This is a genomic window from Streptomyces sp. NPDC101194, assembly GCF_044767885.1.
Lineage (GTDB): Bacteria > Actinomycetota > Actinomycetes > Streptomycetales > Streptomycetaceae > Streptomyces.
In genome coordinates, this window is sequence record NZ_JBIWOS010000002.1 from 476,913 (window position 1) to 490,279 (window position 13,367).

Annotated in this window: 14 protein-coding genes and 3 tRNA genes; 11 read left to right on the plus strand and 6 right to left on the minus strand. The window is 70.6% G+C overall.

Annotated elements, in window-relative coordinates:
* Window positions 1-130: 130 nt before the first annotated feature.
* Window positions 131-619, minus strand: coding sequence for a YajQ family cyclic di-GMP-binding protein (locus tag ACIRP2_RS08850; RefSeq protein ID WP_351085021.1), 489 nt, complete (start codon window positions 617-619; stop codon window positions 131-133).
* 381 nt (window positions 620-1,000) lie between these two features.
* On the opposite strand from ACIRP2_RS08850, the gene ACIRP2_RS08855 reads away from it, so the two are divergent.
* A tRNA-Tyr gene (locus tag ACIRP2_RS08855) sits at window positions 1,001-1,082 on the plus strand.
* Window positions 1,083-1,606: 524 nt separating this feature from the next.
* On the opposite strand, the gene ACIRP2_RS08860 is transcribed toward ACIRP2_RS08855, so the two are convergent.
* The gene (locus ACIRP2_RS08860) at window positions 1,607-2,788 is read right to left on the minus strand and encodes a PP2C family protein-serine/threonine phosphatase (protein WP_404247992.1); all 1,182 of its coding nucleotides are present in this window, start codon (window positions 2,786-2,788) and stop codon (window positions 1,607-1,609) included.
* 417 nt (window positions 2,789-3,205) lie between these two features.
* Between ACIRP2_RS08860 and ACIRP2_RS08865 the strand changes: the two genes are divergently transcribed.
* The gene (locus ACIRP2_RS08865) at window positions 3,206-3,655 is read left to right on the plus strand and encodes a DUF523 domain-containing protein (protein WP_404249408.1); all 450 of its coding nucleotides are present in this window, start codon (window positions 3,206-3,208) and stop codon (window positions 3,653-3,655) included.
* Between the two features lie 62 nt (window positions 3,656-3,717).
* Here the strand turns inward: ACIRP2_RS08865 and ACIRP2_RS08870 are convergent, their stop codons facing one another.
* Complete coding sequence (locus ACIRP2_RS08870; protein ID WP_404247994.1) at window positions 3,718-4,374, minus strand: SDR family oxidoreductase; 657 nt, start codon at window positions 4,372-4,374, stop codon at window positions 3,718-3,720.
* 34 nt (window positions 4,375-4,408) lie between these two features.
* Window positions 4,409-5,704, minus strand: coding sequence for an amidohydrolase family protein (locus tag ACIRP2_RS08875; protein WP_404247996.1), 1,296 nt, complete (start codon window positions 5,702-5,704; stop codon window positions 4,409-4,411).
* 303 nt (window positions 5,705-6,007) lie between these two features.
* On the opposite strand from ACIRP2_RS08875, the gene ACIRP2_RS08880 reads away from it, so the two are divergent.
* From ACIRP2_RS08880 to ACIRP2_RS08915, 8 genes are all read left to right on the plus strand, one after another.
* Window positions 6,008-6,080: transfer RNA gene (locus ACIRP2_RS08880), tRNA-Thr, on the plus strand.
* Window positions 6,081-6,125: 45 nt separating this feature from the next.
* Window positions 6,126-6,198, plus strand: a tRNA-Met gene (locus tag ACIRP2_RS08885).
* 89 nt (window positions 6,199-6,287) lie between these two features.
* Window positions 6,288-6,452, plus strand: a complete 165-nt coding sequence (gene rpmG, locus ACIRP2_RS08890) for a 50S ribosomal protein L33 (protein ID WP_003956487.1) — start codon at window positions 6,288-6,290, stop codon at window positions 6,450-6,452.
* A 102-nt stretch (window positions 6,453-6,554) separates the two neighbouring features.
* Window positions 6,555-7,007: a MaoC family dehydratase N-terminal domain-containing protein gene (locus tag ACIRP2_RS08895; protein WP_404247998.1), complete on the plus strand. Its 453-nt coding sequence runs from the start codon at window positions 6,555-6,557 to the stop codon at window positions 7,005-7,007.
* Window positions 7,007-7,435, plus strand: coding sequence for a MaoC family dehydratase (locus ACIRP2_RS08900; protein ID WP_404247999.1), 429 nt, complete (start codon window positions 7,007-7,009; stop codon window positions 7,433-7,435). The genes ACIRP2_RS08895 and ACIRP2_RS08900 overlap by 1 nt, the downstream gene beginning before the upstream one ends.
* Before the next feature lie 142 nt (window positions 7,436-7,577).
* A complete protein-coding gene (locus tag ACIRP2_RS08905; RefSeq protein WP_404248001.1) occupies window positions 7,578-8,126 on the plus strand; it encodes a TetR/AcrR family transcriptional regulator in 549 nt (182 codons plus the stop codon).
* 75 nt (window positions 8,127-8,201) lie between these two features.
* Window positions 8,202-9,635, plus strand: coding sequence for a DHA2 family efflux MFS transporter permease subunit (locus ACIRP2_RS08910; RefSeq protein WP_404248003.1), 1,434 nt, complete (start codon window positions 8,202-8,204; stop codon window positions 9,633-9,635).
* Between the two features lie 70 nt (window positions 9,636-9,705).
* Complete coding sequence (locus tag ACIRP2_RS08915) at window positions 9,706-10,761, plus strand: UDP-N-acetylmuramate dehydrogenase (protein WP_404248005.1); 1,056 nt, start codon at window positions 9,706-9,708, stop codon at window positions 10,759-10,761.
* 94 nt (window positions 10,762-10,855) lie between these two features.
* On the opposite strand, the gene ACIRP2_RS08920 is transcribed toward ACIRP2_RS08915, so the two are convergent.
* Window positions 10,856-11,491 carry an NAD(P)-dependent oxidoreductase gene (locus ACIRP2_RS08920; RefSeq protein WP_404248007.1) on the minus strand — a complete coding sequence of 212 codons (636 nt, stop codon included), beginning with the start codon at window positions 11,489-11,491 and terminating at the stop codon, window positions 10,856-10,858.
* Between the two features lie 87 nt (window positions 11,492-11,578).
* Between ACIRP2_RS08920 and ACIRP2_RS08925 the strand changes: the two genes are divergently transcribed.
* Entirely contained in the window at window positions 11,579-12,184 is a 606-nt protein-coding gene (locus tag ACIRP2_RS08925; RefSeq protein ID WP_404248009.1) for a TetR/AcrR family transcriptional regulator, read from the plus strand.
* A gap of 49 nt (window positions 12,185-12,233) precedes the next feature.
* Here the strand turns inward: ACIRP2_RS08925 and ACIRP2_RS08930 are convergent, their stop codons facing one another.
* Entirely contained in the window at window positions 12,234-13,292 is a 1,059-nt protein-coding gene (locus tag ACIRP2_RS08930; protein ID WP_404248011.1) for an adenosine deaminase, read from the minus strand.
* Window positions 13,293-13,367 lie beyond the last annotated feature (75 nt).

Below are 13,367 nucleotides of genomic sequence, written 5' to 3' on the forward strand. Positions count from 1 at the left end.
TAGGCACTGGTGGGCGGCCCCGGCTCCGGCGCGCCGGGCGTTATTCGGACTTCGCGTCCCGGGCGGGGGGTGGCGCGGCGCACCCCCCACCGCGCCACCCCGCGCCCGGAAGGCGCGACCTGTCGAAGACCTACCGGTAGTTCACGAACTGCAGGGCGAAGTCGAAGTCCTTGCCCTTCAGCAGCGCCTGCACGGCCTGCAGATCGTCCCGGCTCTTCGAGCTGACCCGGAGCTCGTCGCCCTGGACCTGCGCCTTGACGCCCTTCGGACCCTCGTCGCGGATGGTCTTCGCCACCTTCTTGGCGTTCTCCTGGGAGATGCCCTCCTCGATCGTGGCGAAGATCTTGTACTCCTTGCCGGACAGCTGCGGCTCGCCCGCGTCCAGCGACTTCAGCGAGATGCCGCGCTTGATCAGCTTGGACTGGAAGATGTCGAGGATCGCCTTGACCCGCTCCTCGCCGTTTGCCTCCATGAGGATCTTCTCGCCGGACCAGGAGATCGAGGCGCCGGTGCCCTTGAAGTCGTAACGCTGCGAGATTTCCTTGGCGGCCTGGTTGAGGGCGTTGTCGACCTCCTGCCGCTCGACCTTCGAGACGATGTCGAAACTGGAGTCGGCCATGACGTGTGGCTCCTTGTATCGGGGGTGTGGGGAACGGGGTGCCGTACGGGCGGCGGCGGGCCTGCCGGCCCACGCGTCGCCGATCAAAGCCTATAAGGGCTGTCCCGTAACCCCTGGCGCGCGCGAGACGACGGCCACGGCACCTCGCCGCTCGTCGGGGCCTCCGCCCACAGCCAGTATGCGGAGGCCCCTCCGCCTTGCGAGGCACCGCATCCGGCGCCGCGCGCCGATCCACCAGGGACTGCGGGAACAGTTCTCGGCCACCCGCGCCCGATCGGGCCGCTGATCAATCCAGTGGCGGAGCACCCCCGGGCATCGGGTATCGTTTACGTCGTTGCCAAGGGGCACCGCCGAAAAGCGGTTCTCATGACAGCAATCCCCGGCGGTGTGCCCGAGTGGCCAAAGGGAGCAGACTGTAAATCTGCCGGCTCAGCCTACCCAGGTTCGAACCCTGGCGCCGCCACAGGATGGGAAACCCCTTTCGACCTGCTGAAAGAGCAGATCGGAAGGGGTTTTTTCGTGTCGCGAAAGCCCAGTGCCGATCACACCCGAGCGGGGGCTCGTCTCACCCGGTCTCGCCCCCGTCCCACCTCTGATCGGGCTGTGTCCCCCACGTGTCACCCGGGAGAGGGCCGGCCCACTCGGGGTCGGTCCACTGCCGCGTCGCCGCGTCGATCCGGTGATCGGCTCGCTCCTGGGCCCGCGCCGGCACCTTGGTGTGCACGCGAAGGGCGCAGCCATCGTGTGCCCGGCACGCCCGCACACCGCATCGGGTCCGTGCCGGGGCTGCGCCAGAAGGACACCTCTGCATGCGTGACGAAGGGCATACGCACGGTGCGCGAGCAGCGAGATGGCCTCTTGCTCCGTGAGGACGTCCCGTCGTGCTCCCGTCGGTCCCCCCTTTGCCTGCCCGTACGATCCCCTGCCGCAACGTGGGCGTGCCCCGACCCGGCTCGGGCAGGTGACACTGCGCGCCGCTCCACAAGCTCATCGATGCTCGACATGCAGCGGGCCGTCGTCCCGGTTGGCGTCTCGTTCATCGTCGTACGCGGCCGTTTGCGGCAGCGCTTCGTCCCCACGGATGGCGAGGAGGGCGACGTCGTCGCCGAGGCGTCCGCCGGTGTGGGCGAGCAGGTCGCGTTCGATGTGGTGGAGCAGAGCCTCGGGAGAGTCGTCGGTCCACTGGGCCGCGCGTTCCGCGAACGGGTAGAAGACGCCGTTGTGGTCACGGGCTTCGATGACACCGTCGGTGTACAGGACCAGCGTGTCCCGAGGACCGAAAGGCATGACGTCGACGACGTGGTTGTCGGGATCCGTGACGCCGACGCCGAGCGGGGGCCCGGGGTGGAGGCGGGGCACGTGGACGGTGTTGTCCGGGCCGAGCAGCAGGGGTGCCGGGTGACCGCAGCTGGTCATGCGGACCAGGGGCTCGGCGTCGGCGATCTCGACCAGAAGAGCGGTCACGAAGCGTTCTCCCGCCTCGCCCTCCGGTTCGGAGTCGGCGAGGTAGCGGGTCATGCTCCGTTCCAGGGAAGCGGCCAGGTCGGGCAGGGAGGCGTGCTGGTGGGCGGCCTCGCGGAAGGCGCCGAGCAGGAGGGCGGCCTCGCCCAGGGCGGGCAGGCCCTTGCCCCGTACGTCGCCGATCATCACGCGGGCCACGCCGCCGGTACGGACGGCGGCGTACAGGTCGCCGCCGATGTCGGCCTCCTCCTCGGCAGCCAGATAGATACAGGCGAGCTGCAGCGGACCGAGCCGGCTCGGCAGCGGCCACATCAGCACCTGCTGGGCGGCCTCGGCGACCGACCGGACCTGGGCCATCTGGCGTGCGTGCCGGTCGCGCACCGCACACAGGAACACGATCAACGAGGTGATCACCGCGATGGCGATCAGCTCCACCACCACGTTCCGCGAAGACACCGTTCCGGTGTGCCAGCCGCTGACCGCCTCGCCCGCCATGGCCAGGACCCCGATGCCGCCCGTCGTCCAGGGGCCCGCGAACCACGCGGTGAGCGTGGGCGCGACCACCAGCAGGGGGCCGAGAACGATGTTCGGCCCACTCGCGATGTCCGCGGCAGTGATCACGACGATGAGAACCACAGGGATCAGCAGCAGCAGGTGGCTCGGCTGCCACGGCTGCCCGAGTCGCACACGTCCCTGCCTGGAGCGCACGCCTTCCACACTGCACCGCAACGGATCACCCCGCGACCGCAGAAGACGGTGACAGCAGCAACCGCGCAGGCGCGGCCTCACTGATCATTTCGGAATGAGTGTGCACGTCCGGATCGGCGAGGTGGAGGCTGTAGGCGCAGCTCAGGGCGTCCTCGGGGAAGCAGGCGAAGGCGCCGGTGGGCCGGGCGAGCTCATGAGGATCAGGGATTTGACGACCGTTCCTCAGCGCCTGGCTCGGATCCCCCGATCGGCCTACAATTTCCCCGGACGTCCCCCGAAGAGACAGGGCAACGCGAAAGTGCCTGGTCAGAGGGTTTGGAGGCAGCCCGCTGCAAGTCTGGCGGCTCAGCCTTTCCCTGTGGCGGCACGAGGAGTGCTCCTGCTGCCGGGGCCGTTTCCGCCGGGAGGATCGTGAACGTGGAACCTGTGCTGGTCAGCGCCTGTCTGCACGGTGTGCCCTGCCGCTTCGACGGCCGCGCCAAGGCCTTTGCCGCCGTGGCCGAGTCCCTCGGGGACCGACGCCCCGTCGCCTTCTGTCCCGAGGTCGCCGCCGGACTGCCCACCCCGCGTCGCCCCGCCGAGATCGTCGGCGGCGACGGCCACGACGTCCTCGACGGCCGCGCCCGCGTCATCGACGACACCGGGCACGACGTCACGGAACAGTTCGTGGACGGCGCCCGACGCGCGCTGGAGGCCGCCCGGCGGGCCGGGTGCACCGAGGCGCTGCTGATGGCCCGCAGCCCTTCCTGCGGGCGCGGCAGCGTCTACGACGGCACGTTCACGGGCGAGCTCCGTGAGGGCGACGGCGTCACCGCCGCCCTGCTGGAGCGCCACGGCATCACGGTCCGCCCGGCGCCGGGCGGCTGAACCGGAGAGGCGGGCCGCCGACCGGGACCGGCGCGCGGCCTCGAAGAGCCGAAATCAACGGCTCAGTTCCCCGCCACGTCCTTCACTGCGACCGCCACCGGCACACTCCCTGAGATGAGCTCCAGCGTGAGGCCCGCCGTCGCCGGGGTCTCCAGCAGTTCCACCAGCGCCGCCGCCACGTCGTCGCGCGGCACCGGCCCCCGGCCCGCCGAAGCGGTCAGGAGAACCATTCCCGTGCCTGCGTCGTTCGTCAGCATCCCGGGGCGCAGGATCGTCCAGTCGAGTGCGCTCCTGGAGCGCACATACGCGTCCGCGGCGCCCTTCGCCCGCAGATACGCGTCGAAGACCTCGTCCCCCGGGTGGTCGGGATCGGCGCCCATCGACGAGACCACGACGTAGCGCCGTACGCCCGCCCGTTCCGCCGCGTCCGCGAACAGCACGGCCGCGCCGCGATCCACGGTCTCCTTGCGTGCCGCGCCGCTGTCCGGGCCCGCGCCGGCCGCGAAGACCGCCGCGTCGGCGCCGCGCAGCACCTCCGCCACCTCCTCGACGGAGGCGGATTCCAGATCCAGGACGATCGGTTCGGCGCCTGCCGCCCGGACGTCCTGGATCTGTTCCGGATTGCGGATGACGCCGACGGCCTCGTACCCGCCCGCGACGAGCAGTCGCTCCAGCCGAAGCGCGATCTGACCATGTCCACCTGCGATGACAATGCGCATGTTCACGACCGTACGCCGCCGCGGGCCGCCGCGCTCAGGGCCCGCCGCAGGGGCCGGAATCCGGCCGGCCCTGGCGCGGCAGGCCGAGGGCGACGACGGTCTCCGAGTCGCAGTACTCGCGCACCGCGCTCGTCCGCGCCACCACCCGGCCTCGGTGCACCACGACCCGGCTGTAGGCGAGCGACAGCGCGCCCGAGAGCTGCTCCCCGCGCACGGCGAGGAGCTCGGCGGGGAAGCCCGCCTCGACCCGGACCTCGGGCAGCCCCATCGCCCTCCTGGCGGCCGAGGAGACGGCCTCGTAGGCCTCGTCGGCGTGCATGCCGCTCTGTGAGGCCAGCAGGTAGGCGGCTTCCAGCGGGTCCCCGCGGCCCACCGGGTTCGCGACGTCCCGCAGCGCCCCGCTGCCCGCGGCGACCCGTACGCCGGCCGCGCGCAGCAGCCGCACCGGCGCGGTGCCCCGGCCCTCCACCCCGCTGCAGCCGCCCTGGGGGAGGCAGATCACTGTCACCCCGGCCGCGGCGAGCTGGTCGGCGGCTCGGGCCGAGGACTGGGAAGGGAGCAGGGAGAGTCCGGCGCACGGACCGATGGAGACGCCCGGCCGCAGCCCGCCGGACATGGCGGCCAGTCGGCCGAGCCGGGCCGGATCGTCACCGTCCGTGTGCAGATCGACGGGGCAGCCCTGTTCGGCGGCGATCTCCAGTACGGCTTCCACGTACCCCGCCGGGTCCGGATCGAGGTCGGGGCAGCCGCCGACCGCGCCGACCCCCATCTTCACCGCCTCGCGCAGCATGGCGAGATTGTCGGTGCCCGCTACGCCGGTGAGCAGCCGCGGCACGGCGACAGGGGTCAGCTCGACCAGTCCGCGCAGCGAATCGCGGGCCCGCAGCACCGCTTCCAGGGAGGCGAGGCCCTGGACGGAGCCGATCCGTACATGCGCGCGCAGCGCGGTGGCGCCGTGGCCGAGCTGCAGCAGGGCGGCCTCGGTGGCGCGGCGCTGGATGTCCTCGGGGCGGTGTGACACGGGGCCCGGGGTGTCGGGGCCCGTACCGCCGGCGGTGAGTGCGGTGTCGCTGTGGGCGTGCGGTTCGGCGGGGGCGGGGAGCAGCAGATGACCGCGCAGCTCCACCCGCGGGCCGGGGGCGGTCAGGCTGCCCGCGGTGCCGACGGCCTCGATGCGTCCGCCACCGAGCCGCACGTCCACGACGCGGCCGTCGGTGAGCCGGGCGCCGCAGAGCACCAGGGTGCCGGTCTCGGCGGTGTCGGGGCTGCTGGTCGCATCGGCCGCGTCGGCGGCGTGGTCGTCCGGCTGCCACGGCTGACTGTCGGGCATCGCGCTCCTGGGAAGGGGGACAAGATCACGCAGAGTGAGACGAGCCTAGGGGTGTGCTCGGTCCGGTTCGAGGAGGAGCGAAATAGTCGTACCGGTGTGGCCCCCGAGAGGGATCCGGGGCACGGGTGTTCTGCTGGGGCCGAGGTGACCCATGTGGTCACCGAGGCGCTGCTCAAGCGGCTGATGGGCGGGCCGGAAAGGGGTCGATCAAGGGATCGGCCGGGTGCCGGTCGCGGTCGCCGGACGGGGCTGCAAAACGGATTTGGGCGATCGGCGACCAACCGTGTAATGTCTTCATCGCTCGCCCCAATAGCTCAGTCGGTAGAGCGTCTCCATGGTAAGGAGAAGGTCTGCGGTTCGATTCCGCATTGGGGCTCTGGTGATCGGGAAACCCCGCTTCGGCGGGGGGACTCTTCATCAAAGCGGTGTAGCTCAGTCGGTAGAGCAAGCGGCTCATAATCGCTGTGTCACCGGTTCAAGTCCGGTCACCGCTACTTACGGTAGCCGATTGTGGGGTCGGTCCTTCGATCGGCTACTCTTTTTTGCGTTCATCCGTCCATCCGTCCGTCCAAGGAGCACTCACGTGGCTGCCACCGACGTCCGCCCGAAGATCACGCTGGCCTGCGTGGAGTGCAAGGAGCGGAACTACATCACCAAGAAGAACCGGCGCAACAACCCGGACCGTCTTGAGATGAAGAAGCACTGCCCGCGCTGCAACTCGCACACGGCGCACCGCGAAACGCGCTGAAAAAGGCTCGTACACGAGGCCGTCCCCACCGGGGGCGGCCTCGTGTCGTTGTATGGGGCTGTCCCTCGGTCTTTTCATCTTTCATCAGGAGGTAGCGAGCACATGGCGCTCGACCATTCCTTCGTGGGGCGGACCTATCCGCCCACTCCGCCGTACGAGGTCGGCCGGGAGAAGATTCGCGAGTTCGCCGAGGCGGTGGGCGACACCAATCCGGTGTACACCGACCCCGAAGCCGCCAAGGCGCTCGGCCACAGCGATGTGATCGCACCGCCGACGTTCGTCTTCTCGATCACCTTCAAGGCCGCGGGGCAGGTGGTGCAGGACCCGCAGCTGGGTCTGGACTACAGCCGCGTGGTGCACGGCGACCAGAAATTCGCCTACACGCGTCCCGTTCGGGCGGGGGACCGGCTGACGGTCACCTCGACGATCGAGGACGTCAAGTCCCTGGCGGGCAACGACATCCTGGACATCCGCGGCGAGGTCCACGACGAGTCCGGTGAGCACGTCGTGACCGCGTGGACGAAGCTGGTGGCGCGCGCCGCCGAGGAGGCGTGATGACGGCGAAGGTTGCTTACGAGTCGGTCGAGGTCGGTACGGAGCTGCCGGCGCGGTCCTTCCCGGTGACCCGGGCCACGCTGGTGCAGTACGCGGGCGCTTCCGGCGACTTCAACCCGATCCACTGGAACGAGAAGTTCGCCCGCGAGGTCGGACTGCCGGACGTGATCGCGCACGGCATGTTCACCATGGCCGAGGCGATCCGGGTGGTCACGGACTGGACCGGAGATCCGGGCGCGGTCGTCGAGTACGGAGTTCGCTTCACCAAGCCGGTCGTCGTCCCGAACGACGACGAGGGCGCGCTGATCGAGGTCGGGGGCAAGGTGGCCGCCCTGCTGGAGGACCGGCGGGTGCGGGTGGATCTGACGGTCATGAGCGAGGGCAAGAAGGTGCTGGGCATGTCCCGCGCCGTGGTGCAGCTCGCCTGAGCCCGCCGAATGTGGTGTGAGGGGTGCCGTCCATGGGGCGGTGCCCCTCGCGCATGCGCCGGTCCCGCCCATGCGCCCGTCGCGGTCGGGATCCCGCTTGACCAAGTTAGTGATTGAGTACTAACTTCATGGCATGGCAAGGATGAGCGCAGAAGAGCGGCGCGAGAGCGTCATCCGCGCGGCGATCACCGAGTTCGCCCGTGGCGGGTACAATGCCACCTCCACCGAGGCGATCGCCAAGCGGGTGGGCGTCTCGCAGCCGTATCTCTTCCGCCTCTTCCCCAACAAGCAGGCCATGTTCCTCGCCGCAGCCGAGCGCTGTCTCGTGGACACCCGGAAGGTCTTCTCGGAGGCGGCCGAAGGTCTTGAGGGCGACGAGGCGCTGCACGCCATGGCCACGGCGTACCAGCGCCTGATCGTCGGCGACCCGGACAAGCTGCTGATGCAGATGCAGATGTACGCGGCCGTCGCGGCGGCCGAGGCGTCGGGGGATCACGAGTTCGGCGAGTCGGTCCGTGCGGGCTGGCTGCGGTTGTGGGACGAGACGCATCTGGCGCTCGGAGCCGATCTCGGTGAGACGACGACGTTCCTCGCGTACGGCATGCTCATCAACACCCTCGCCTCGCTCGGCTTCCCGGCCGGACACAGGGTCTGGTCGGGGTTCTACGACTCGGCCAGGCCGACTGCCTGAACGGTGCGCCCCGGGTTCCGCCCGGTTTTCTGCCCGGAAAAGTTAGTCATTGATAACTAATCCCCAGGGGGAGCAGTGAACCAGCACACGACAAGCCGCTCAGGAGCGGTCTGGGCCCTCGTCATCACCGGCGTCGCCGGATTCATGGCGGCTCTCGACAACCTCGTCGTCACCACCGCCCTGCCCTCCATCCGCGAGAGTCTCGGCGGTGAACTGGCGGAGCTCGAATGGACCGTGAACGCGTACACCCTCACCTTCGCCGTGCTGCTGATGCTCGGGGCGGCGCTCGGTGACCGGTTCGGCCGACGCCGGCTCTTCCTCACCGGGCTCACCGTCTTCACCGGGGCCTCCGCCGCGGCCGCCCTCTCGTCCGGCATCGATGAACTCATCGCCTTCCGGGCCGTCCAGGGCGTCGGCGCGGCGATCATGATGCCGCTGACGCTCACGCTGCTCACGGCCGCCGTGCCCGCCGCCCGCCGCGGTGCCGCGCTCGGCATCTTCAGTGCCGTCACCGGACTGGCCGTGGCCAGCGGACCGCTGATCGGGGGCGGCCTCACCGAGCACCTGTCGTGGCAGTGGATCTTCTGGCTGAACGTTCCGATCGGCCTGGTCCTGCTGCCGCTGGCACGGCTGCGCCTGGCGGAGTCGTACGCGCCGGACTCGCGGCTCGACGTCCCCGGCACACTCCTGGTCAGTGGCGGGCTCTTCGGCATCGTCTACGGCCTGGTCAACGCCAACACCGACGGCTGGACCAGTGCCACCGTCCTCACCGCGCTGCTCGTGGGCGCCGCGCTCATCGGCGGGTTCGTCCGCCACGGATTCCGTGCGAAGAACCCGATGCTGCCCATGCGGCTCTTCCGCAACCGCGCGTTCTTCGGGATCAACGTGGCCGGTCTGCTGATGTTCCTCGGGATGTTCGGGTCGATCTTCCTGCTCAGCCAGTACTTCCAGGGTGTGCTGGGCTACTCGCCCACCGAGGCCGGTCTGCGGATGCTGCCCTGGACCGGAATGCCGATGCTGGTCGCCCCCGTCGCGGGGATGCTCTCCGACCGGCTCGGCGGCCGGCCGGTGGTCGTGGCCGGGCTCGCGCTCCAGGCGATCGGCCTGGCGTTCTTCGCGGTGGTCGTCGGACCCGACGCCTCGTACGTCTCGCAGTTGCCCGGCCTGGTGATCGGCGGCGTCGGTATGGCCCTGTACTTCGCACCCGCCGCCAGCCTCGTGATGTCCAGCGTCCGCCCCGCCGAGCAGGGCATCGCCTCCGGCGCCAGCAACGCCCTGCGCGAGGTCGGCGGAGCCCTCGGGGTCGCCGTGCTCGCCACGGTCTTCTCCTCGCAGGGCGGCTACGAGTCGGCGGAGTCCTTCACGGACGGGACTGTTCCGGCGGTGTGGATCGGTGCCGGCGCGGTGGTGCTGGCCGCACTCGTCGCCCTGCTGATACCGGGCCGCCGCAAGGCCCCGGCCCCGGAGCCCGAGGCCGCCGCCGGGGAACGCGTTCCCGTGGCCGCCTGAACCGCGGTCCCGTGCGTACGGTCCGTGGCCCCGCCCGAGCGGCAGGGCCACGGACCGTACTCTTGTCCCCGTGCAGGAACTCCACGACGCCCCCCTCGCCCCCCTGACCACCTTCCGGCTCGGCGGTCCCGCCGCCCGCCTCCTCACGGCGACGAGCGACGCCGAGGTGATCGAAGCCGTGCGCGACGCCGACGACAGCGGCACGCCGCTCCTCGTCATCGGCGGCGGCAGCAATCTGGTCATCGGCGACAAGGGCTTCGACGGTACGGCTCTGCGCATCGCGACCAAGGGCTTCGCCCTGGACGGCACGACCTTGGAACTGGCCGCCGGAGAGATCTGGACGGACGCCGTGGCGCGCACCGTCGAAGCCGGTCTCGCGGGCATCGAGTGTCTGGCCGGAATTCCTGGGTCCGCGGGTGCGACGCCGATCCAGAACGTCGGCGCCTACGGCCAGGAAGTGTCCTCCACGATCACCGAGGTCGTCGCCTACGACCGCTGCACCCGTGAAACGGTCACCATTCCGAACATCGAGTGCGCGTTCTCGTACCGGCACAGTCGCTTCAAGGCTGAACCCGACCGTTTCGTGGTGCTGCGTGTCCGCTTCGAACTGGAAGACGCAGGCGGCCTGTCCGCGCCCCTGAAGTACCCCGAAACGGCCCGTGTCATGGGCGTCGAACAAGGCGAGCGCGTGCCCGTCGAGGCCGCCCGCGAAACGGTGCTCAGGCTCCGCGCCGGCAAGGGCATGGTGCTGGACCCCGAGGACCACGACTCCTGGTCGGCCGGCTCCTTCTTCACCAATCCGATCCTGGAGCAGGCGGAGTACGAGACGTTCCTCGCCCGCGCCAAGGACCGACTGGGCCCCGAGGTGACGCCCCCCGCCTTCCCCGCGGACGGAGGGCGCACCAAGACCTCCGCGGCCTGGCTCATCGACAGGGCCGGCTTCACCAAGGGATACGGCACCGGCCCGGCCCGTATCTCCACCAAGCACACCCTCGCGCTCACCAACCGCGGCGGAGCGACCACGGAGGACCTGCTCTCGCTCGCCCGTGAGGTCGTCGCCGGGGTCCACGAGGCCTTCGGCGTCACGCTCGTCAACGAACCCGTGACGGTCGGCGTGAGCCTCTAGCGCCGTGGCCGGAAAGGTTGGCCAGCCGGTGGACCCGTCCGACCACAGCACCGGCCGGCGCCGCCCGTCCCCGCGGCACCCGGAGGCACGCCGCTCAGTACGCCACGCCCACGCCCTGCTTCACCGCGGCCGGATCGTCGATCAGCGCCAGCATCGCGTGCGCCACGTCGGCCCGTGAGATGGTCCGGCCACCGCGCGGACCGCCCCCGACGACGGTCCGGTACTTCCCCGTCAGAGGCCCGTCGGTGAGCCTCGGCGGCCGTACGGACGTCCAGTCGGTCGCGCTCCGGGCCAGCGCGGCCTCCATCAGCGTCAGGTCCTCGTAGACCTCCTTGAGGATCGCTCCGACCACCTTGCGGACCAGTCGGTCCGGCAGCGGGTCGTCGGCGGGCCGGGGCCCGACCGGGGCGGCGCTGACCACGACCAGCCGCCGCGTCCCCTCGGCCTCCATCGCCCTCAGCACCGAGCCGGTGAGCCGTTCCGCGACGCCGTCGGCTCTCCGGCCGCGTGAGCCGAGCCCGGAGAGCACCGCGTCCCGGCCCGCGACCGCCTCACGCAGTGCTTCCGGATCGTCGAGGCGCGTCGCCGTGTGGACCCGTACGTCGGAGAGCGGGACGGGCAGCCGCGCCGGATCGCGCACCACCGCCGTCACCTCGTGCCCCGCCGCCACCGCCTGGCGGACGATCTCCTGACCGACGCCGCCCGTCGCGCCGAACACTGTGATCCTCATTGCGCACCCTCCTGGGGTGGGTAAGTATTCACTCACCCCTAGGGTGAGTGGATACTCACTACCTCGTCAAGCGTCACTGGAGTCCACATGGAGCAGAAGCCGGCCCGCGTCCGCATCGTCGACGCAGCCCATCAGCTGATGCTCACCATCGGCCTGGCCCGTGCCACCACCAAGGAGATCGCCAGAGCCGCAGGCTGCTCGGAGGCCGCGCTCTACAAGCACTTCCCGAGCAAGGAGGAACTGTTCGTGGCCGTGCTCAAGGAACGGCTGCCCAGACTCGATCCGCTGTTGAAGCGGCTCATCGCGACCCCGGGGGCGGGGGAGCGGACCGTCGAGCAGAACCTCACCGAGATCGCCCGCCAGGCGGCCCTCTTCTACGAGCAGAGCTTCCCGATCGCCGCCTCGCTGTACGCCGAGCCCACGCTCAAGGAACGCCACCACGCGGCGATGCGGGAGCTGGGCACCGGCCCGCACATGCCCATCCGCGGCCTGGACGCCTATCTCCGCTCCGAGCAGGCCGCCGGACGGGTACGGGCCGACGCGGACACGTACGCGGCCGCCTCACTGCTCCTGGGGGCCTGTGCGCAGCGGGCGTTCGCTTACGAGGCCACGGAGGCCGGAGCGCCGCCGCAGTCCCTCGACGACTTCGCCGCGTCCGTGGCCGGGGTGCTGATGCGGGCGGTCGGCGTGTAGACCGGGCCGTATGCCGCGCAACGAGAGGCACCAGGTCCTCTCGTCGCGGTCACGCCGGGTTCGCCGACGAGATGCCCTGGCCGAATCCACCTGCCGGCTTCGAAAGCCAGTCGTCGATGCCGGCCAGGAGTTCCGTCCGGACCGCGGCCGGGGCCGCGGAGCCCCGCACCGACTGCCGGGCCAGTTCCGCCAGCTCCTCGTCCGTGAACGCGTGATGGTGCCGTACGAGGTCGTACTGCGCGGCCAGCCGGGAGCCGAAGAGCAGGGGGTCGTCCGCGCCCAAGGCCATCGGCACCCCGGCCTCGAACAGTGTGCGCAGGGGGACATCGGCGGGCTTCTCGTAGACGCCCAGCGCCACGTTCGACGCCGGGCACACCTCGCAGGTCACCCCGCGCTCCGCCAGCCTGCGCAGCAGCCGCGGGTCCTCGGCGGCCCGTACCCCGTGCCCGATCCGGGCCGCGTCGAGATCGTCCAGACAGTCCCGCACGCTCGAAGGACCGGACAGTTCGCCGCCGTGCGGGGCCGCCAGCAGCCCGCCGTCGCGGGCGATGGCGAAGGCCCGGTCGAAGTCCCGGGCCATCCCGCGCCGCTCGTCGTTGGAGAGCCCGAATCCGACCACCCCCCGGTCCGCGTACCGCACGGCGAGCCGGGCCAGCGTCCGGGCGTCCAGCGGGTGCTTCATCCGGTTCGCCGCGATCACCACCCGGATCGGCAGACCGGTCTCCCGCGAAGCGCTGTCCACCGCGTCCAGGATGATCTCGATGGCCGGGATCAGCCCGCCGAGCAGCGGGGCGTACGAAGTGGGATCGACCTGGATCTCCAGCCAGCCCGAGCCGTCCGCGACGTCCTCCTGGGCCGTCTCGCGCACGAGCCGCTGGATGTCCTCGGCGGACCTCAGGCACGACCGGGCGATGTCGTAGAGCCGCTGGAAGCGGAACCATCCGCGCTCGTCCGTGGCCCGCAGCCTGGGCGGCTCGCCGCCGGTCAGGGCGTCCGGCAGATGCACGCCGTACTTGTCGGCGAGCTCGAGCAGGGTCGTGGGCCGCATCGACCCGGTGAAATGCAGGTGCAGGTGGGCCTTGGGCAACAGCCGTACATCACGCTCCATTCCAAGATCCTGCCGCACACGTGGGGTCCAGCGGTAGCCGCTTTTCCTATCGAGTCGGCCACCGAACAGGAAAGC